19 protein-coding genes are annotated in these 18875 nt (G+C 63.4%); 11 read left to right on the top strand and 8 right to left on the bottom strand.

Annotation, left to right across the window (positions count from 1 at the left end; translation table 11 throughout):
- Positions 1-8: 8 nt before the first annotated feature.
- Positions 9-1178 (bottom strand): Mrp/NBP35 family ATP-binding protein, encoded by a 1170-nt coding sequence (locus ACFSOZ_RS22465; protein ID WP_379101623.1) that lies wholly within the window; start codon positions 1176-1178, stop codon positions 9-11.
- Positions 1179-1381: 203 nt separating this feature from the next.
- Between ACFSOZ_RS22465 and ACFSOZ_RS22460 the strand changes: the two genes are divergently transcribed.
- Positions 1382-1759: a VOC family protein gene (locus tag ACFSOZ_RS22460; protein WP_379101622.1), complete on the top strand. Its 378-nt coding sequence runs from the start codon at positions 1382-1384 to the stop codon at positions 1757-1759.
- A gap of 44 nt (positions 1760-1803) precedes the next feature.
- Here the strand turns inward: ACFSOZ_RS22460 and ACFSOZ_RS22455 are convergent, their stop codons facing one another.
- The gene (locus tag ACFSOZ_RS22455) at positions 1804-2808 is read right to left on the bottom strand and encodes an inorganic phosphate transporter (protein WP_379101620.1); all 1005 of its coding nucleotides are present in this window, start codon (positions 2806-2808) and stop codon (positions 1804-1806) included.
- A 3-nt stretch (positions 2809-2811) separates the two neighbouring features.
- On the bottom strand, positions 2812-3453 hold the full coding sequence (locus tag ACFSOZ_RS22450) for a DUF47 family protein (RefSeq protein WP_379101618.1): 642 nt from the start codon (positions 3451-3453) through the stop codon (positions 2812-2814).
- Between the two features lie 150 nt (positions 3454-3603).
- Here ACFSOZ_RS22450 and ACFSOZ_RS22445 point away from each other — a divergent pair, with 150 nt between their 5' ends.
- From ACFSOZ_RS22445 to ACFSOZ_RS22400, 10 genes are all read left to right on the top strand, one after another.
- Positions 3604-4503: a LysR family transcriptional regulator gene (locus ACFSOZ_RS22445; RefSeq protein WP_379101616.1), complete on the top strand. Its 900-nt coding sequence runs from the start codon at positions 3604-3606 to the stop codon at positions 4501-4503.
- Between the two features lie 136 nt (positions 4504-4639).
- Complete coding sequence (locus ACFSOZ_RS22440) at positions 4640-5119, top strand: formate dehydrogenase subunit gamma (RefSeq protein WP_379101615.1); 480 nt, start codon at positions 4640-4642, stop codon at positions 5117-5119.
- Positions 5116-6672: a formate dehydrogenase beta subunit gene (locus tag ACFSOZ_RS22435; RefSeq protein ID WP_379101613.1), complete on the top strand. Its 1557-nt coding sequence runs from the start codon at positions 5116-5118 to the stop codon at positions 6670-6672. Before ACFSOZ_RS22440 ends, ACFSOZ_RS22435 begins: the two co-directional genes overlap by 4 nt.
- 10 nt (positions 6673-6682) lie before the next feature.
- A complete protein-coding gene (gene fdhF / locus ACFSOZ_RS22430) occupies positions 6683-9595 on the top strand; it encodes a formate dehydrogenase subunit alpha (RefSeq protein WP_379101611.1) in 2913 nt (970 codons plus the stop codon).
- Positions 9596-9597: 2 nt separating this feature from the next.
- On the top strand, positions 9598-10428 hold the full coding sequence (gene fdhD / locus ACFSOZ_RS22425) for a formate dehydrogenase accessory sulfurtransferase FdhD (RefSeq protein WP_379101609.1): 831 nt from the start codon (positions 9598-9600) through the stop codon (positions 10426-10428).
- Positions 10418-10729: a formate dehydrogenase subunit delta gene (locus ACFSOZ_RS22420; RefSeq protein WP_379101607.1), complete on the top strand. Its 312-nt coding sequence runs from the start codon at positions 10418-10420 to the stop codon at positions 10727-10729. The genes fdhD and ACFSOZ_RS22420 overlap by 11 nt, the downstream gene beginning before the upstream one ends.
- Positions 10730-10841: 112 nt before the next feature.
- Entirely contained in the window at positions 10842-12395 is a 1554-nt protein-coding gene (locus ACFSOZ_RS22415) for an alpha/beta fold hydrolase (protein WP_379101605.1), read from the top strand.
- A 110-nt stretch (positions 12396-12505) separates the two neighbouring features.
- A complete protein-coding gene (locus ACFSOZ_RS22410; RefSeq protein ID WP_379101603.1) occupies positions 12506-12985 on the top strand; it encodes a carboxymuconolactone decarboxylase family protein in 480 nt (159 codons plus the stop codon).
- Between the two features lie 86 nt (positions 12986-13071).
- Positions 13072-13434 carry a nuclear transport factor 2 family protein gene (locus tag ACFSOZ_RS22405; protein ID WP_379101601.1) on the top strand — a complete coding sequence of 121 codons (363 nt, stop codon included), beginning with the start codon at positions 13072-13074 and terminating at the stop codon, positions 13432-13434.
- A 55-nt stretch (positions 13435-13489) separates the two neighbouring features.
- Positions 13490-13804, top strand: coding sequence for a hypothetical protein (locus tag ACFSOZ_RS22400; RefSeq protein WP_379101600.1), 315 nt, complete (start codon positions 13490-13492; stop codon positions 13802-13804).
- 208 nt (positions 13805-14012) lie between these two features.
- On the opposite strand, the gene ACFSOZ_RS22395 is transcribed toward ACFSOZ_RS22400, so the two are convergent.
- The 5 genes from ACFSOZ_RS22395 to ACFSOZ_RS22375 form a co-directional block, all read right to left on the bottom strand.
- The gene (locus ACFSOZ_RS22395) at positions 14013-14498 is read right to left on the bottom strand and encodes an ester cyclase (RefSeq protein WP_379101598.1); all 486 of its coding nucleotides are present in this window, start codon (positions 14496-14498) and stop codon (positions 14013-14015) included.
- A 143-nt stretch (positions 14499-14641) separates the two neighbouring features.
- Positions 14642-16069, bottom strand: coding sequence for a gamma-aminobutyraldehyde dehydrogenase (locus ACFSOZ_RS22390; RefSeq protein WP_379101597.1), 1428 nt, complete (start codon positions 16067-16069; stop codon positions 14642-14644).
- Positions 16070-16099: 30 nt separating this feature from the next.
- Positions 16100-16915 (bottom strand): ABC transporter permease, encoded by an 816-nt coding sequence (locus ACFSOZ_RS22385; protein ID WP_379101596.1) that lies wholly within the window; start codon positions 16913-16915, stop codon positions 16100-16102.
- Positions 16905-17873, bottom strand: a complete 969-nt coding sequence (locus ACFSOZ_RS22380; protein WP_379101594.1) for an ABC transporter permease — start codon at positions 17871-17873, stop codon at positions 16905-16907. The genes ACFSOZ_RS22385 and ACFSOZ_RS22380 overlap by 11 nt, the downstream gene beginning before the upstream one ends.
- Complete coding sequence (locus tag ACFSOZ_RS22375; protein WP_379101592.1) at positions 17870-18868, bottom strand: ABC transporter ATP-binding protein; 999 nt, start codon at positions 18866-18868, stop codon at positions 17870-17872. The genes ACFSOZ_RS22380 and ACFSOZ_RS22375 overlap by 4 nt, the downstream gene beginning before the upstream one ends.
- Between the last annotated feature and the right edge of the window lie 7 nt (positions 18869-18875).

The raw sequence follows: 18875 nt of genomic DNA, 5'->3' as shown, positions 1-18875 counted from the left end.
TATCCGCATCACTCAAACACGATGCTCGGCACGGCGTCCGCGGCTGCACCACGCTCTTCATTGATCCGGTCCCAGACTTTTCCGGCAATATCCCTGTAGATCTTTGCCTCGGGGCCGTCGGGCTTCGAGACAACTACCGGCGTGCCGGCATCCGAGCTCTCGCGAATGCCCATCTCGAGCGGTACTTCGCCGAGGAAGGTGACGCCGAGACGCTCGGCCTCGCGCCGCGCGCCGCCATGGCCGAAGATGTCGTAGCGCTTTCCTGTATCCGGAGCGATGAAATAGCTCATGTTCTCGACAATGCCGAGCAGCGGCACGTCGACTTTCTTGAACATGTTGAGGCCCTTGCGAGCGTCGATCAGGGCCAGATCCTGCGGCGTCGAGACGATGACGGCGCCGGCCAATGGCACCTGCTGGGCCATGGTCAGCTGCGCGTCGCCGGTGCCGGGCGGCATATCGACGACGAGCACGTCGAGCCGGCCCCATTCGACCTCGCGCAGCATCTGCGTCAGCGCCGACATCACCATCGGCCCGCGCCAGATCATCGGCGTCTCCTCATCGACGAGGAAGCCCATCGACATCACCTTCAACCCATAATTCTCCATGGGTTTGAGGATCTTACCGTCGACGGTCTGCGGCCGGCCGTGGATGTTGAGCAGCCGCGGCATCGATGGGCCATAGATGTCGGCGTCGAGTACGCCGACGCGCAAACCATTGGCGGCGAGGCCAAGGGCGATGTTGACGGCGGTGGTCGACTTGCCGACACCGCCCTTGCCGGAGGCGACGGCGATGATCGCTTCGATGCCGGGCACGCCACGCTTGCCCTGACTGTGCGAAGCCGGAGCGTGCGGCGCGGCACGCGGCGCGGCTGCGGGCGGAGCTGGCCTCGGTGCGGGGCGCGAAGGAACCGGTGCCTCCATGCCGCCGCCCTTCTTTTCCGCCGTCAGCGCAACGACGGCGCCGGCGACGCCGGGGATCGCCTTGACGACACGCTCGGCGGCGGCCCGCAGCGGTTCCATCTCCTGGGCGCGAGCGGCGGGAACGGTAATCGAGAAGAAGACCTTGGAATCGGCGATGAAAATCTCGGAAACCATGCCAAGGTCGACGATGTTGCCGGTGAAATCCGGCCCATTGACCGTCTTCAGGCGCTCGGTGACGATTTCCTTGGTAACAGACATCAGTGCTTCCTTATGCAGGCTTTTGCCTGAGATAGTGCAGTTTCCGGACAGAACCAAGCCGTGGAGCAATAGCTGCCTTGGTGTGCCCGCAAAAACGACGGGCGGTGTCGGAGCGATCGGCATTTCGCAAAACTGGCGGTCGCCAAACAGCCCACCTGATCTATTTCAAGGATCGACATGAGCAATCAGGGAAGGAGACGATCATGCTCGCAAACAGCAATGCAACGGCCAATGTCGCGGTGAAAGACCTGGCGAGGGCAAAGGCCTTTTATGAAGGGACGTTGGGCCTCAAGCAGGTGGATGATATGGGTGGCGAACTGATCGTCTACAAAAGCGGCGACACGCTTATCAATGTCTATCATTCGCAATTCGCAGGCACCAACAAGGCAACGGCGGTGACCTGGACGGTCGGCGGCGAGATCGAGACCATCGTCAAGTCGTTGAAGTCGAAGGGCGTCGCCTTCGAGCACTATGAGATGCCCGGCCTGACGCTGGAGGGCGACGTCCATGTCGGCTACGGCATGAAGGTCGCATGGTTCAAGGATCCGGACGGCAACATCCTCAATCTTGTGAGCCGGTAGATCGTATCGCGATTGCCGGCGCTCCACGCGCCGCGAGGTTCACCTCACCCCGCCAGGCCAATCGCGAGGTAGGTGAGCGCCGAAATGGCGGCGGTGGCCGGCAAGGTGACAATCCAGGCAATGACGATGTTGCTGGCAATGCCCCAGCGCACGGCCGAGACGCGGCGGGCGGCGCCAACGCCGATGATGGCGCCGGTGATGGTGTGGGTGGTCGAAACGGGAACGCCGAGCCATGTGGCGGCGAACAGCGTGATGGCGCCTCCGGTTTCGGCACAGAAGCCCTGCATCGGGTTCAGCCGGGTGATCTTCGAGCCCATTGTGTGAACGATGCGCCAGCCGCCGAACAAGGTGCCGAGCGCCAGCGCCGACTGACAGGTAAGGACGACCCAGAGCGGCACATAGAACGTCGTGCCGAGCATGCCTTGCGAATAGAGCAGCACGGCGATGATGCCCATGGTCTTCTGGGCGTCATTGCCACCGTGCCCGAGGGAATAGAGCGAAGCGGAAAAGAACTGCATGACGCGGAAGGTGCGGTCGACCGCGAACGGCGTCTGGCGCACGAACAGCCATGAAACCGCAAGGATCAGGACAAGCGCCAGCACAAAACCGGTCGCCGGCGACACAACGATCGCGGCGACCGTCTTGCCAAGGCCCGTCCAGACGATAGCGCCCACGCCTGCCTTTGCGACGCCGGCGCCGACCAGCCCGCCGATCAGGGCATGCGAGCTGCTCGAAGGGATGCCGGCGATCCAGGTGACGATGTTCCAGACAATGGCGCCGACAAGGGCGGCGAAGATCACCGCCGGCGTGACAATAGTGACGTCGACGATTCCCTTCCCCACGGTCTCGGCGACATGAAGACCGAAGAACATGAAGGCGATGAAATTGAAAAAGGCTGCCCAGAGCACCGCGTATTGCGGCCTGAGCACGCGCGTGGAGACAATGGTGGCAATGGAATTGGCGGCATCGTGCAGGCCGTTGAGAAAATCGAAGAACAAGGCTACGGCGACAAGGCCGATCAGCACGGGAAAGGCGATGGTTGCTTCCATCGCCTATACATTCTCGATGACGATGCCGCTGATCTCATTGGCGACGTCCTCGAAGCGGTCAACCACCTTCTCCAACTGGCCATAGATCTCGCTGCCGATCATGTAGGCCATGGGATCGCTGCGTCCATGCCGCTTGAAGAGGTCTTTCAGACCTTGCTCGTGCAGATCGTCTGCCCGGCTTTCGACGCGCATGACCTCTTCGGCGATGGCGTTGAGGCGCACCGCGTGCACGCCGACCTTGCCGAGCAGCGGGATCGCCTCGGCGACCAGCTTGGCGGCGGCGACGATGACGCCGCCCATTTCCTGCATCAGCGGATCGAATTCCTTCTTCTCGAACAGCTTCACCGTCTTGACGGTCTTGTGCATCATGTCGATGGCGTCATCCATCGACTGGATCAGGTCCTTGATGTCACCGCGATCGAAAGGCGTGATGAAGGAGCGTCGCACCGCCAGCAGGACTTCCGCGGTGATATGGTCGGCCTGGTCTTCGAGATCGATGATTTTCTGACACCAGCGATCGATGTCCTTGCCCTGGAGAAGCTGCTCCAGGGCCTCGGCGCCGCCGACCACGGTGCGGGAATGTCGTTCGAACAGCTCGAAGAAGCGATCTTCGCGCGGCAAAAGCTTGCGGAACCAGCCCAGCATGGTCGACCTCCCGTTTCATCCACATAACGCCGCATTGCGTCGCAGGGAACAGTAAGCCGGCTGAAAGATGTGGATGCGCTGCGATTGCGCATACCGCTTGCGGCGAAAGACGATTTCCCCGACCTTGCACGGAACGCACGGAAAGATGGCATGATCGACAAGCTGGAATTCTTCATCGCACTGGCCAAGGAAGAGCATTTCGGGCGGGCGGCGGACGTGTGCGGCGTCACCCAGCCGACACTGTCGGCCGGCATCAAGCAGCTCGAGGGCCAGCTCGGCGTGATGCTGGTGCTGCGCGGCTCACGCTTCCAGGGGCTGACGCCCGAAGGCAAGCAGGTACTGGTCTGGGCGCGCCGCATCGTCGGCGACACCCGCACCATGAGAGAAGAGATGCGGGCGGCGCGCCATGGCCTGTCCGGCCGCATCCGCATCGCCGCCATCCCGACGGCGCTGGCCATGCTGCCGCGGCTGACGACTCCGTTCCGCGAAAAGCACCCTGGCGTCACCTTCTCGGTGCTGTCGCGGACCTCGATCGAAGTGCTGTCCCTGCTCGGCAATTTCGACATCGATGCCGGCATCACCTATCTCGACAACGAGCCGCTCGGGCGGGTGACCAGCGTGCCGCTCTATGACGAGCGCTATCAGTTGATCACGGCCATGGGAAATCCCTATTCCGATCGCGACAAAGTGACATGGGCAGAGCTGAGCAGCCTGCCGCTTTGCCTGCTGACGCCGGACATGCAGAACCGCCGCATCATCGATCAGCACCTGGCCGAGGCCGGCGTGCAGGTACGGCCGACGCTCGAATCCAATTCGATGATCGTGCTTTTCTCGCACATCCGCACCGGCAAATGGTCATCGATCATGCCGCTCAACCTCGCGGAAACATTCGGCTTTTCCGAACCGATCCGGGCCATCCCGATCGTTGAGCCGGACGCCAGCCACACCGTTGGCCTGGTGGCGGCGCCGCGCGAACCACACACGCCGCTGGTCTCGGCGCTGCTGGACGAGGCAATGGCGCTGGCGGACGATTTCCACGCCCGCCGCTAGGCTAGACAATGGTGGCTGACCAAGCTCGATAGAAGATTTCTATCGAGCAACGAAACTGCTTTATTGATTCCGAGGGTTTCCTCTGATTTTGTAAAGACTTAGCGATAAAAAAGCTATCGACCAGGGAGGGCGCTGCATGACGATGCAGCCTGCAAGTACCGAGATCACGTCGCGCACGGCCGCGATCATCCAGGAGCTGAAAGGCCTCGAAGGCCCGCTGCTGCCGATCCTCCACGGCATCCAGGAAGAGTTCGGCCATGTGCCGCAGGATGCACTGCCTGTCATCGCCGAAGCGCTGAACATCTCCAGGGCCGAAGTGCACGGCGTCGTCACCTTCTATCACGATTACCGCAGCCATCCGGCAGGCCGGCATGTGCTGAAGGTTTGCCAGGCAGAATCCTGCCAGTCGATGGGTTCTGACGCCATCGCCGCCAAACTGAAGCAGTTGCTGGGCATCGGCTTCCATGAGACGACCCGCGACGGTTCGGTGACGCTGGAGCCGGTCTATTGTCTCGGCCTGTGCGCCTGTTCGCCCGCCGCCATGCTCGACGGCGAGGTGATCGGGCGGCTCGATGACGAAAAGCTCGACCAGATCGTTGCCGAGGTGCGCTCATGATCCCCCGCATCTACATTCCAGCCGATTCCGGCGCACTGGCGCTTGGCGCCGAAAAGGTCGCCAAGGCGATCGCCAGTGAACTGGCGGAGCGCGGCATCGAGGCCAAGATCGTGCGCAACGGTTCGCGCGGCGCTTATTTCCTCGAACCAATGGTCGAAGTTGCGACAGCCAACGGCCGCGTTGCCTATGGGCCGGTCAGGCCATCCGACGTCAAGAGCCTGTTCGACAGCGGCTTCCTCACCGGCGGCCCTCACAAGCGCTGGCTGGGCGCCCCGGACAAAATCCCCTTCCTGGCCAAGCAGACGCGGCTGACTTTCGCGCGCTGTGGCGTCACAGATCCGCTGTCACTCGAATCCTACAAGAAACACGGCGGGTTGAATGGACTGACGAACGCGTTGGAATTGACGCCCGCCGCCATTGTCGCCCAGGTCACCGAATCCGGACTGCGCGGGCGCGGTGGCGCGGGCTTCCCGACCGGCATCAAGTGGAAGACGGTGCTCGATACCGTTGGCGACCGCAAATACATCGTCTGCAACGCCGACGAAGGCGACTCAGGCACCTTCGCCGACCGCATGATCATGGAGGGCGACCCCTTCGTGCTGATCGAGGGCATGACAATCGCCGGCGTCGCGACCGGCGCGACCAAGGGTTTTGTCTATATCCGCTCGGAATATCCGCATGCAGTGGCGGTGATGAACAAAGCCGTCGAAGTCGCCCGCAAGGCCGGGGTGCTTGGCGCCAGCGTGCTGGGATCTTCCTACGCTTTCGACATGGAGATCCGGGTCGGCGCAGGCGCCTATGTCTGCGGCGAGGAGACGGCGCTGCTTGACTCGCTCGAAGGCAAGCGCGGCATGGTACGGGCAAAGCCGCCGCTACCGGCTCACAAGGGGCTGTTCGGCAAGCCGACGGTGATCAACAACGTCATCTCGCTGGCCTCGGTGCCTGTGATCATGGACAAGGGTGCGGCCTTCTACAAGGATTTCGGCATGGGCCGCTCGCGCGGCACGATCCCGATCCAGATCGCCGGCAACGTCAAATATGGCGGCCTGTTCGAAGCGGCCTTCGGCATGACGCTGGGCGAGATCGTCGACGAGATCGGCGGCGGCACGGCGACGGGACGTCCGGTTAAGGCGGTGCAGGTCGGCGGACCGCTGGGTGCTTATTTCCCGCGCGCGCTGTTTGACACGCCATTCGATTATGAAGCCTTTGCGGCCAAGGACGGGCTGATCGGCCATGCCGGTATCGTGGTGTTCGACGACACTGCCGACATGCTGAAACAGGCCCGCTTCGCCATGGAGTTCTGCGCCATCGAAAGTTGCGGCAAGTGCACACCCTGCCGCATTGGCTCGACGCGCGGTGTCGAGACCATCGACAAGATCACTGCCGGCATCGAGCCGGAGAAGAACCTCGCTCTGGTCACCGACCTCTGCAACACGATGAAATTCGGCTCGCTTTGTGCGCTGGGCGGCTTCACGCCTTACCCTGTCATGAGCTCGATCACCCATTTCCCCGACGACTTCAAGCCTGCGCCCGTGCGCGTGGCTGCTGAATAGGAGCTGGCAGATGAACATCAAGGCCGACTTCCCGTCCCTCGTCGAAGAGATCGACTACGGAACCCCGCAATCGACGGCGCAGAAGCAGGTCACGCTGAGCGTCGACGGCCGCAGCATCACCGTACCGGAAGGCACCTCGATCATGCGTGCCGCGATGGAAGGCGGGGTCGAGATCCCGAAGCTTTGCGCCACCGACACGCTCGACTCTTTCGGTTCGTGTCGTATCTGCCTTGTCGAGATCGAAGGGCGCGGTGGCACGCCAGCGTCGTGTACCACACCTGTCGGCGAAGGTATGGTGGTGCGTACGCAGTCCGATCGGCTCGAGGCCATTCGCCGCGGCGTCATGGAACTTTACGTTTCCGATCATCCGACCGGCTGGAATGAGAAGGCCGGAACCGGCGCCAGCGAGTTCGACGCGGTGGCGAAGTCGATCGGCTTGACCGAGAACCGCTACGGCATCGAGGGCCGCAACCACGTCAAGCAGGAAAACGGCGTAGCGCCAGGCCACGGCTCGCTGACGGTCGATTACATCGCACGCGACGAATCCAATCCTTATTTCACCTATGATCCCACGCAATGCATCGTCTGCTCGCGCTGCGTGAGGGCCTGCGAAGAGGTGCAGGGCACCTTCGCGCTGACTATCGAAGGGCGTGGTTTCGAATCCAGAGTTTCGGCGGGAATGCACGAGGCGTTCATCGATTCGGAATGCGTGTCCTGCGGCGCCTGCGTGCAGGCCTGTCCGACCGATGCGTTGCGCGAGAAAGCGGTCCTTGCCAAGGGCCTGCCGGAGCGCTCGCTCGTCACCACCTGCGCTTATTGCGGCGTTGGCTGCTCGTTCAAGGCCGAAGTGAAGGATGACGAGGTCATTCGCATGATGCCCTACAAGGAGGGCAAGGCGAACCACGGTCATTCCTGCGTGAAGGGCCGTTTCGCTTATGGCTACGCCACCCACAAGGACCGCATCCTGTCGCCGATGATCCGGGAAAAGATCACCGACCCTTGGCGCGAGGTGACCTGGGAAGAGGCTATTTCCCACACGGCCCAGGAATTCCGCCGTATCCAGTATCAGTACGGCCGCACCGCGATTGGCGGCATCACCTCGTCGCGCTGCACCAACGAGGAAACCTACCTCGTCCAGAAGATGGTGCGGCAGGGCTTCCGCAACAACAATGTCGACACCTGCGCACGCGTCTGCCACTCGCCTACGGGCTACGGGCTCGGCCAGACCTATGGCACCTCGGCTGGCACGCAGGATTTCGACTCCGTCGACTACACCGACGTCGCCGTCATTATCGGTGCCAATCCCGTTTCAGCCCATCCGGTGTTCGCCTCGCGGCTGAAGAAGCGGCTGCGTCAGGGCGCCAAGCTGATCGTGCTCGATCCACGTCGCACCGAGATGGTCAAGTCGGCGCATGTTGAAGCGGATTATCACCTGCCGCTGAAGCCCGGCACCAATGTGGCTGTGCTGACGGCGCTGGCGCATGTGATCGTCACCGAAGGTCTTTTCAACGAAGCCTTCATCCGCGAACGCTGCGACTGGGCGGAGTTCCAGGATTGGGCATCGTTCGTCGCCTTGCCGGAAAACAGCCCCGAAACCGTCGGCAAATTGTCTGGCGTCGATCCCGAGCTGATCCGCGGCGCGGCGCGCCTCTACGCTACCGGGGGCAACGGCGCGATCTATTACGGCCTCGGGGTGACGGAACACAGCCAGGGTTCAACCACGGTGATGGCGATCGCCAATCTTGCCATGGCCACCGGCAATATCGGCCGGCCAGGCGTCGGCGTGAACCCGCTGCGTGGCCAGAACAACGTGCAAGGGTCGTGCGACATGGGCTCGTTCCCGCACGAACTGCCCGGCTACCGCCATATCTCCGGCGAAGCCGTGCGCGACATCTATGAGAGCCTGTGGGGCGTGAAGCTCGACGACGAACCCGGCCTGCGCATTCCCAACATGCTGGATGCCGCGGTCGACGGCACTTTCAAGGGCATCTACATCCAGGGCGAGGACATTCTGCAGTCCGATCCCGACACCAAGCATGTCGCAGCCGGTTTGGCCGCGATGGAATGCGTCGTCGTGCATGACCTCTTCCTCAACGAGACGGCCAACTACGCGCATGTCTTCCTGCCGGGCTCGACCTTCCTGGAGAAAGACGGCACCTTCACCAACGCAGAGCGTCGCATCAACATGGTGCGCAAGGTTCTGGAGCCGAAGGCGCGCTACGCCGATTGGGAAGCGACGCAGGAGCTTGCCCGCGCGATCGGGCTGGATTGGAACTACCAGCATCCCTCCGAGATCATGGACGAGATCGCCCAGACGACGCCGAGCTTCGCCGGCGTTTCCTTCGAGTTGCTCGACCGTGTCGGATCGGTGCAATGGCCCTGCAACGAGAAGGCACCGCTCGGCACTCCGATCATGCATGTCGATGGTTTCGTGCGCGGTAAGGGCAAGTTCATCCGCACCGAATATGTGGCGACGGACGAACGGACCGGGCCGCGCTTCCCGCTGCTGCTCACCACCGGCCGCATCCTGTCGCAGTACAATGTCGGCGCACAGACCAGGCGCACCGACAACATCATGTGGCACAGCGAGGATCGGCTCGAAATCCACCCGCATGACGCCGAAAACCGTGGCATCCGCGACGGCGACTGGGTCCGGCTGACCAGCCGCTCGGGCGAGACGACGCTCCGCGCGCTGATCACCGACCGGGTGTCACCCGGCGTGGTCTACACGACCTTCCATCATCCGGACACGCAGGCCAACGTGATCACGACCGACTTCTCCGACTGGGCGACCAACTGCCCGGAATACAAGGTGACGGCGGTGCAGGTCGGCGCCTCCAACGGGCCGTCGGAATGGCAGCGCGACTATGACGAGCAGGCGCGCAACAGCCGTCGCATCGCGAAGTTGGAAGCGGCGGAGTAGTTTTGAGCGAGCGCCGCAAAGCCACGACGCAGGTATCGCGGCTGGCGCGCCGCGCCAGCGGCACGGTGGCTGCCAACCGGATGGTGCCGGAAGAGACGCCGGTGGCGTTTTCCTTCGCCGGCACCACGCATGCGGTGATGATGGCAAGCCCGGCCGATTTCGAGGATTTCGCGCTCGGCTTCTCGCTGACCGAGGGCATCATTGCCGACCGCCAGGAGATCGAGGCCATCGAGGTCGAGGATCATGGCGCCGGTATCGATATCCAGATCCGGCTGAAGGACAGCGCCAACACGCGTTTCGAAGCGCGGCGCCGGCGACTGGCCGGCCCGGTCGGCTGCGGATTGTGCGGTATCGAATCGATCGAGGAAGCGATGCGTTCGGTCGATGCGGTTGGTGCGTCAAAGCTTACGCTTGAGGTCGATGACATCGTCCGTTCCGTCAAGCTCCTGTCGAAAGTGCAGCCGTTGCACACGGAGACCGGAGCCGTGCATGCCGCCGGCTTCTATGTGCCGGGCAAGGGCATCGTCATGGCGCGCGAGGATGTCGGCCGCCACAATGCGCTCGACAAACTCGCCGGCGCGTTGGCGAAAGCCGGCATCGATGGCGCATCCGGTGCTATCGTCGTCACATCGCGGGTGTCGGTCGAGATGGTGCAAAAGACGGCAGCGATCGGCTCGGCCTTCATCATCGCCGTCTCGGCGCCGACCGCACTGGCCATCCGCACGGCGCAAGAGGCTGGCATGACGTTGGTGGCGTTGGTGCGCGGCGATGATTTCGATGTTTTCACCCACCCCGACCGGGTGGTCCTGGGAGTTGCCAAGCATGTCGCATGACGAAGAACACATCATGAGCACGAGCGAGAAGCTGGTGCGCATGGCAAACCAGATCGCCGATTTCTTCCATTCCAAGCCGCGCGAGGAAGGCATTGCCGGCGTCGCCGAGCATATCAACAAGTTCTGGGAGCCGAGGATGCGGCGGCAGCTGTTCGAGATGCTGGATGGCGGCACCGAGAACTTCAACGAGTTGGTGGTGGCCGCCTCCGCTAAGATCAGGCGACCGATCACGCCGGCTGAGGCCGACCTCAAACTCGGGCTCGAGGCCTCCCCGGCCGACGTCGCCGCCTCGCAAAAATAACCGCAGAGCCAAGCCGGCTTCTATTTTCTATCGCTAAGATTTGAGCTGCCGCAATCGGCACTGCCCTGCTATGGTTGGCGATCTGAAATCGTCAGGCCGGGGCGGAAACCTCGTGAGGCCGATCGAGACCCGATATGCCCGTAGCGGCGATGTGCGGATCGCCTATCAGGTGGTCGGGCAGGGATCGCTCGACCTCGTCTTCGTGCCGGGCTTCATTTCCAATCTCGATCTGCACTGGGAAGACCAAGGCTACAGCCGGCTCCTGAAGCGGCTTTCGGCGTTCTCGCGGCTGATCCTGTTTGACAAGCGCGGCACGGGTCTGTCCGACCGTGTCGACGCGCACCAACTGCCCAGCCTCGAAACGCGCATGGATGATGTGCGTGCGGTGATGGACGCCACCGGCAGCGGCCGCGCGGCACTGCTTGGCGCCTCGGAAGGCGCGCCTATGGCAATGCTGTTCGCCGCCACCTATCCGGAACGGACGCGGGCGCTGGCGCTCTATGGCGGCTATGCGCATTTCCACAAATGGGTGATGTCGCCCGAACGCCTCGACGCCTTCATCGAGATGGCTGAGACGGCCTGGGGTACCGGCGCCACCCTGCCCCATTTCGCGCCGAGCCGGGTCGACGACGCGCATTTCAGCCAGTGGTGGGCACGTTTCGAACGATTGTCGGCGAGCCCGACGGCGGCGGCGGCACTGGCGCGCATGAACGCCGGGATCGACGTGCGCGGCGTGCTGGCCGCGATCAGCGCACCGACGCTGCTCATTCATCGCCACAACGACGTGCGGGTCGACCCGGACGCCAGCCGCTTCCTGGCCAGGAAGATTCCCAATTCACGACTGGTCGAGATTCCCGGACGCGACCACCCGATCTGGACTGGCGACGTCGACCGGGTGGCCGACCTGATCGAGGAATTCCTGACCGGCGAGCGTGCCGTGGCCGAGGTGGACCGTGTGCTGGCGGCACTGCTGGCGACACGCATCTACGACACGGCGCGGATGGGCGACCGCATGTGGAGCGAACGCAGCCAGCGCTTCCAGGAAACCTGGCGGCTGCTGGTCGGCCGCCATGGCGGCCGCGCGGTGGGTACGCATGGCGAGATGATGATCTCGCGCTTCGACGGGCCCGCGCGCGCCATACGCTGCGCGGCCGCGCTGCGCGAGGCGGCACAAGGCATTGGCGTGGCCAGCGCGCAGGGCGCGCATGTCGGCGAGATCGAACTGCGTGGGCCGCCGGTGGGGCTGACGGCGCGGGTGACGATGCAGCTTGCCGCGCACGCCAGCCGCGGCGACATAATCGCTTCGCGGCTGGTCGCGGATCTCGCAACCGGCTCGGGCCTGCATTTCACGGACGCCAGCCGGATCACGCTGGACGATCTGGACGAGCCTTTGGCGCTGGTGCGGGCGATGTCCGAACAGCATCTGGAGCCCGACTGCCGCGCCAGGACCCGAACGACCGAACCGGCCGTGCTGACGGCACGCGAAAGCGAAGTGGTGGGCCTGATTGCCGACGGCAAGAGCAATGCCGCGATTGCCGCCGAGCTCAGGCTGAGCGAGCACACGGTCAAGCGCCACGTCGCCAACATATTGCTCAAGCTCGACCTGCCGTCGCGAGCGGCGGCGGCGGCATTTTCCGCCCGGCACACTGGCCCGGACGGGCCATGAGAGCCATGGCGCTTTCGGGCGAAGCGGCGTGAGACATGCAGACGCTATCATTTCTCTCCATGCAGGCCGGGCGGACGCCGCCGGGAAAGGCGCTGCGAAGGGAGGATGAAATGCTGAAGTCAAACCGGACACTCAAATCGCTGGTGATTGCGGCAGGCGTTGGAGCGTTGTTCGCTATCGCTCCCGCAAAGGCCGAGGATGCGTCGGCAGCGGCCGCCTACAAGGACATCCAGGCGACGCTCGGCTCGGTGCCGGACATGTTCAAGACGTTGCCCGACGTGGCCGTCGCCGGCGCCTGGGCCGAGATCAAGGGCGTGCAGCTCAACCCGAAGACCGCGCTCGACGGCAAGACCAAGGAACTGTTGGGGCTCGCCGTCGCGGCGCAGATCCCATGCCAATATTGCATCTATTTCCATACCGAGGCGGCCAGGCTCAACGGCGCCAGCGATGAGGAGATCAAGGAGGCGGTGGCGATGGCCGCGATCGTGCGCCACTGGTCGACGATGCTCAATGGCAGCCAGGTCGATCTCGCGACCTTCAAGAAGCAGACCGACGACGTGTTCGCGGCCGTCAAGGCGAAGTCGCAGTGAAGAAATCACTGCCCGGCGATGAGCGCCGGGCAAACACTTCTGATTATCAACCGCCCGATCGCGAAGACGGGCATATGGAGGATAAAATGCTGACCAAGACACAGACCGTGGACGGCGCGGCGATCAAGAAGGCAATCGAAGGCCGTGATGGAAAGATGCTGTCGAGCTTCTATACCGACGACGCGCTGGTGCGGGTGATCGACCGCAACAACCCGCCGAGCAAGCCGCGCGAAATCCGCGGGCGCGCAGCGATCACGACCTTCTGGGACGACATTTGCAGCCGGGCGATGACCCACAAGGTCGACACCACGATCGCCGATGGCGACAGCCTCGCCTTCACCCAGGCCTGCGCCTATCCGGACGGCACGAAAGTGTTCGCCGCGGCGATGCTGGAGCTGAAGAACGGGCGGATCGCACGGCAGACCGTCGTGCAGGCCTGGGACGAATAGGTCAACCGCGGATAACTCAACTGCGGCTTGGGCCGCAAACCTGGAGGAGAAGAAGATGTTCAGCGCCAGATGGCAGATCGACGCCAAGTTCGGGCACAAGCAGACCGTGCTTGAACTGTTGAAGAAATGGGAACGCGAGATCGGCTCGCAGGTCGGCATCGCCGACCTGGAATTCCAGATCATGACCGGATCGATCGGCGCGCGGGAGGCGACGGTCGAATCCCATCACAAGGTCGAAAGCCTGGCCCAGTTGGAGGCATTCTTCGCCAAGATCGGCAAGATCGACGCGCACGCCAAATGGGGCAAGGAGTTGGAACCGTATGTCGTGTCAGGCACCAGCCTGTGGAACATCTATCGTATCGTGGAGTAGCGGTCTTCTCCCGTTCTGCGGGGACAAGGGAAGCGCCCGCTGCAGGCGGGTGACAACGATTTGTCGATTGAAGCGACGAACGCCCGAAGCCATAGCGGAGGGCTACCGGCAGGCAGATGAGGGGCAGAGCCGACTTGACAGTGCTGCCCTCATCCGGCCCTTCGGGCCACCATCTGCCCGTAACCGGGGAGATGGGAAGTGGCCGCGCCTACATCAGGCCAAGCTGCTTGTAGAAGCCGAGCGCATCGTAATAGTCGCTCTGAGTCGCGATCTTGCCGTCCTTGATCGAGAACATCGATGCGCCGGTGAAGGAGAACTTTTTGCCGGTGGCGGCGGTGCCGTCGGCCCAGGCGCCCGTATTGGTGCCGGAAAATTCCCATTCGAACGAGACACGGTCGCCCTCTACGACGGGCGCGCCCTTCATCGTCCACACCGCGTCGGGGACTGCTTTCAGGAAATTGTCGATGACGCCGGTCTTGGCGACTTCCTTGCCGTTGATCGGTTTGCCGACCGAGGCGTCGTAGTAGGTGACGTCGTCGGCGAAAAAGCCGGCGGCCTTGGCCGAGTCATGGGCGTTCCAGGCGGCGACATATGCTTCGACCACCGATTGCGCGGTGTCGGCGGCAAGGGACGGCGCCGCGACGAAGAGCGTGGCGGCGAAAGCTGCGGATGTCAGAAATCGGCGACGATGCATGGTTCTTTCCTCCCTTGTTGAATGCTTGCCTTCCTTCTGCGTCAGAGCAATTCCAGGAAAAATGTGAAACGGTTTTCCGTCCGGAATTGCGTCAAAACAAAGAGATAGAGCGGTTCGGCGTTTCCGTGAAACGATGAACCGCTCTACCCGTGAGCCACCATCACATGGCGCACGGCGGTGTAGTCTTCCAGCGCATAGAGCGACATGTCCTTGCCGTAGCCGGATTGCTTCAACCCGCCATGCGGCATCTCGTTGGTGAGCATGAAATGGGTGTTGATCCAGGTGCAGCCATATTGCAGGCGGGCGGCCGTCGCCATGGCGCGAGAGACGTCCTTGGTCCACACCGATGACGCCAGGCCATAGTCGCTGTCGTTGGCCCAGTTCACCGCTTCGTCGACTTCCGAGAAGCGCGTGACCGAGACGACCGGGCCGAACACTTCGCGGCGTACGATCTCGTCTTCCTGCAGCGCGCCGGCAACGACGGTCGGCTGGTAGTAGAAGCCCGAGCCCTCACCCGGCTTGCCGCCGGTGGTGATCTCGATGTGCTTCAGTTCCGAGGCGCGCTCGACGAAGCTCGAGACGCGGTCGCGCTGGCGGCGCGAGATCAGCGGCCCGATCTCGTTTTCGGTGTCGTCGGGGCGATTGTATTTGATGGTCGAGACGGCCGAGGAGAGATCGGCGACGAGCTTGTCGTAGATCTTCTTGCCGGCATAGATGCGGCAAGCGGCGGTGCAGTCCTGGCCGGCATTGTAGTAGCCGAAGGCGCGCAGGCCGTTGACCACCGCACCAAGGTCGGCGTCGTCGAAAACGATGACCGGCGCCTTGCCGCCGAGTTCGAGATGCGTGCGCTTGACCGACTTGGCGGCTGCCTGCAGCACCTTCTTGCCGGTGGCGACGTCACCGGTGATCGAGATCATGTTGACCTTGGGATGGTTGATCAGCGTGTTGCCGACACTGTCACCGCGGCCGAGCACGACGTTGACGACGCCTTCCGGCAGGATTTCGGCCAGAATCCTGGCAAGCTTCAGCGCCGTCAGCGGTGTCTGCTCCGACGGCTTGAAGACCACGGTGTTGCCGCCGGCGATCGCCGGCGCCAGCTTCCAGGCCATCATCATCAGCGGATAGTTCCACGGCGCGATCGAGGCGACGATGCCGATGGCGTCGCGGCGCACCATCGAGGTGTGGCCGGGAATGTATTCACCGGCAACGACGCCGGGCATCGAGCGGACCGCGCCGGCAAAGAAGCGGTAGCAGTCGACGATCGCCGGAATCTCGTCATTGAGCACGGCATTGATAGGCTTGCCGCAGTTGAGCGCCTCGAGCGTGGCGAACTGTTGTGCCTCGGCCTCGATGCGGTCGGCGATCTTCAGGAGATAACCGGAGCGCTGCGCAGGCGTGGTGCGCGACCAGGTGACGAACGCTTTCTCGGCCGCAAGCACCGCCGCCTCGATCTGCGCCGGACTGGCTTCGGGCAGGTTGAGGATGGTCGCCCCGGTCTTCGGATTGAGGATCGGCTCCTCGGTTTCGGTGCCCTTCTCGAACTTCGAGCCGATCAGCATCTGGGTGTCCATGGACATCTCTCCCTTATGAACTCTTGAATCTTATTTGCCCGAACCGGCGATCTGGTCGCCATCGCGGGTCAGGTAATAAGCAGCGAGAATCGGCAGCAGCGTCACCAGCACGACTACCATCGCGACGACATTGGTGACCGGACGCTGGCGCGGCCGGATCAGCTCTTCCAGCATCCAGATCGGCAACGTCTGCTGCCGGCCGGCGGTGAAGGTGGTGACGATGACCTCGTCGAATGACAGCGCGAAGGCCAGCATGCCGCCGGCGAGCAGCGCGGTGGCGATGTTGGGCAGCACGACATGCCTAAATGTCTGGAAGCCATCGGCCCCGAGATCCATCGATGCCTCGATCATCGAACCCGAGGTGCGGCGGAAACGGGCGACGGCGTTGTTGTAGACGACGACGACGCAGAAGGTGGCGTGGCCGAGCACGATCGTCCAGAACGAGAACGGGATGTCGGCCAGCGAAAAGGCCGAGCGCAGTGCAATGCCGGTGATGATGCCGGGCAACGCGATCGGCAGGATGACCAGCAGCGAGATGGTTTCGCGGCCGAAGAATTTGGTCCGCGACACCGCCGCCGAACAGAGCGTGCCGAGGATCAGCGCGATCGCCGTCGAGATCGCGGCAACCCTGACCGACAGCGACAGCGCCTGCCAGACATCCGGCCGGTTCCAGGTAACGGCGAACCACTGCGTCGTCAGCCCGGGCGGCGGCCAGACGAAGCTCTTTTCCTCCGTCGTGAAGGCGTAGACGAAGATCAGCAGGATCGGCAGATGCAGAAACAGCAGCCCGCAGGCAGCAGCGACCTTCAGGCCTAGCGGAGCCGACCGAGAGCCATCAGAGCGCATCGAAGGCTCCCATGCGCTTGGCGCCCCAGAGGTAGAAACCCATGATGACGATCGGCACGACGGTGAAGGCGGCGGCGAGCGGGATGTTGCCGGCGGTGCCTTGCTGCGAATAGACCGCCTGGCCGATGAACAGGCGCGAGGTGCCGATGATCTGCGGAATGATGTAGTCGCCGAGCGTCAGCGAGAAGGTGAAGATCGAACCGGCGACGATGCCGGGCAGCGCCAGCGGGAACAGGACGTTGCGGAAGGTCTGTCCCGGCGAAGCCCCTAGATCGGACGAGGCCTCGACCAGATTGCCGGGCACGCGCTCGAGGGCCGCCTGTACCGGCAGGATCATGAACGGCAGCCAGACATAGACGAAGACGATGAAGGTGCCGGTGAACGACACCGACAGCGAGTTGCCGCCGACGACCGGCAGCGACAGCCAGGCGTCAATCAGCCATTGCAGATGCAGCTTGCCGAACAGCCAGGTGAGGATGCCTTCCTTGGCCAGGATCAGCTTCCAGGCGTAGATCTTGACCAGATAACTCGACCACAGCGGCAGCATGATGCCGAGATAGAACAGCGCCTTCCAGCGTCCGCGGGCATAGCGAGCCGCGTAGTAGGCAATGGGAAAGGCGATGATCGCCGAGGCCAACGTGACGAGGGCCGCCATCGTCACCGTGCGCAGGATGATGTCGAGATTGGCCGCCTGGAACAGGTCGCCGTAGGTCTTCAGCGTGAACTCACGGTTGATCAGCCCGGAGTACTCGTCGATGGAAAAAAAGCTCTGCGCCAGCAGCGCGAACAGCGAGCCGATATAGACGATGCCGAGCCACATTACAGGCGGCAGCAGCATCAGCAACAGCAAGACCTTGGGTCTGCGCCAGAACAAATCCGACAGAGCGCCGCGCAGGCCGCCGCTGCCCGGCAGGATGGCGGGCGCCGTGGCGCGTGGCATGGCGGCGTCGAGGCTCATGCCGGCTCGTCCATCAGGTGCAGGTGCTCGCGGTTGAAGGTGAGCACGACCGCCTCGCCTTCCCCAGGCAAGGCAGTGCCGGCCGGCACGATGGCGTGCAGCTTCAATCCGTCGGCATCGAGCGCCAGTCTTGTCGTGGCGCCGAGATAGTTGGTCGAGACGAGGCGGGCGGAAACGCCTTCGCCACTTGCCGCGCGACCGACGCGAATGGATTCAGGGCGCAGACTGCCCCAGCGATGCTGGCCGGAATAGCGCTGGACGAAATCCGGCGGCAGCACGTTGGAGGAACCGACGAAATCGGCGACGAAGCGGGTCTTCGGCCGCTGGTAGATATCCTCCGGCGTGCCGATCTGCATGATCTTGCCGTCGTTGAAGACGGCGACGCGGTCGGCCATCGACAGCGCCTCGCCCTGGTCGTGGGTGACGAACACGAAGGTGATGCCGAGCGCCTTCTGCAGCGACTTCAGCTCCTCCTGCATGTTCTCGCGCAGTTTCAGGTCGAGGGCGCCGAGCGGCTCGTCGAGCAGCAGCACCTTGGGCTGGTTGACCAGTGCGCGGGCGAGCGCGACGCGCTGGCGCTGACCACCGGAAAGCTGGCCGGGGCGGCGGGCGCCATAGCCGGGCAGCCGCACCAGCGACAGCGCCTCTTCCGCCGCCTTGTGCCGTTCAGCCTTGCCGACGCCCTTGACCATCAGCCCGTAGGCGACGTTGTCGAGCACATTCAGATGCGGGAACAGCGCATAGTCCTGGAACACGGTGTTGACGTTGCGGCGATAGGGCGGCACACCCTCGGCGCGTTCGCCGAAGATCGCGATCGAGCCCGAGGTCGGCTGCTCGAAACCGGCGATGAGGCGCAGGCACGTGGTCTTGCCGGAACCCGACGGCCCGAGCATGGCGAAGAACTCGCCCGGCACGATGTCGAGATCGACCGCGTCGACGGCGCGAACGCTGCCGAAATGGCGCGAGACTTGTCGGAAGGAGACGGCTGATGTCATGGGCTGT

It is taken from the genome of Mesorhizobium newzealandense, from assembly GCF_042682145.1.
Classification (GTDB): Bacteria; Pseudomonadota; Alphaproteobacteria; order Rhizobiales; family Rhizobiaceae; genus Mesorhizobium; species Mesorhizobium newzealandense.
Note: the sequence above shows the minus strand (reverse complement) of the source record. Positions and strands in the feature narration are given on the sequence as shown.

Excerpts from the sequence above, each read along its gene's own strand:
- ACFSOZ_RS22375 (WP_379101592.1), bottom strand. The coding sequence starts at position 18,868 with ATGACATCAGCCGTCTCCTTCCGACAAGTCTCGCGCCATTTCGGCAGC.
- ACFSOZ_RS22460 (WP_379101622.1), top strand. The coding sequence starts at position 1,382 with ATGCTCGCAAACAGCAATGCAACGGCCAATGTCGCGGTGAAAGACCTG.
- ACFSOZ_RS22435 (WP_379101613.1), top strand. The coding sequence starts at position 5,116 with ATGATCCCCCGCATCTACATTCCAGCCGATTCCGGCGCACTGGCGCTT.
- ACFSOZ_RS22465 (WP_379101623.1), bottom strand. The coding sequence starts at position 1,178 with ATGTCTGTTACCAAGGAAATCGTCACCGAGCGCCTGAAGACGGTCAAT.
- ACFSOZ_RS22440 (WP_379101615.1), top strand. The coding sequence starts at position 4,640 with ATGACGATGCAGCCTGCAAGTACCGAGATCACGTCGCGCACGGCCGCG.
- ACFSOZ_RS22420 (WP_379101607.1), top strand. The coding sequence starts at position 10,418 with ATGTCGCATGACGAAGAACACATCATGAGCACGAGCGAGAAGCTGGTG.
- ACFSOZ_RS22450 (WP_379101618.1), bottom strand. The coding sequence starts at position 3,453 with ATGCTGGGCTGGTTCCGCAAGCTTTTGCCGCGCGAAGATCGCTTCTTC.
- ACFSOZ_RS22455 (WP_379101620.1), bottom strand. The coding sequence starts at position 2,808 with ATGGAAGCAACCATCGCCTTTCCCGTGCTGATCGGCCTTGTCGCCGTA.
- ACFSOZ_RS22395 (WP_379101598.1), bottom strand. The coding sequence starts at position 14,498 with ATGCATCGTCGCCGATTTCTGACATCCGCAGCTTTCGCCGCCACGCTC.
- ACFSOZ_RS22400 (WP_379101600.1), top strand. The coding sequence starts at position 13,490 with ATGTTCAGCGCCAGATGGCAGATCGACGCCAAGTTCGGGCACAAGCAG.
- ACFSOZ_RS22410 (WP_379101603.1), top strand. The coding sequence starts at position 12,506 with ATGCTGAAGTCAAACCGGACACTCAAATCGCTGGTGATTGCGGCAGGC.
- ACFSOZ_RS22390 (WP_379101597.1), bottom strand. The coding sequence starts at position 16,069 with ATGGACACCCAGATGCTGATCGGCTCGAAGTTCGAGAAGGGCACCGAA.
- ACFSOZ_RS22380 (WP_379101594.1), bottom strand. The coding sequence starts at position 17,873 with ATGAGCCTCGACGCCGCCATGCCACGCGCCACGGCGCCCGCCATCCTG.
- fdhF (WP_379101611.1), top strand. The coding sequence starts at position 6,683 with ATGAACATCAAGGCCGACTTCCCGTCCCTCGTCGAAGAGATCGACTAC.
- ACFSOZ_RS22405 (WP_379101601.1), top strand. The coding sequence starts at position 13,072 with ATGCTGACCAAGACACAGACCGTGGACGGCGCGGCGATCAAGAAGGCA.
- ACFSOZ_RS22385 (WP_379101596.1), bottom strand. The coding sequence starts at position 16,915 with ATGCGCTCTGATGGCTCTCGGTCGGCTCCGCTAGGCCTGAAGGTCGCT.
- ACFSOZ_RS22445 (WP_379101616.1), top strand. The coding sequence starts at position 3,604 with ATGATCGACAAGCTGGAATTCTTCATCGCACTGGCCAAGGAAGAGCAT.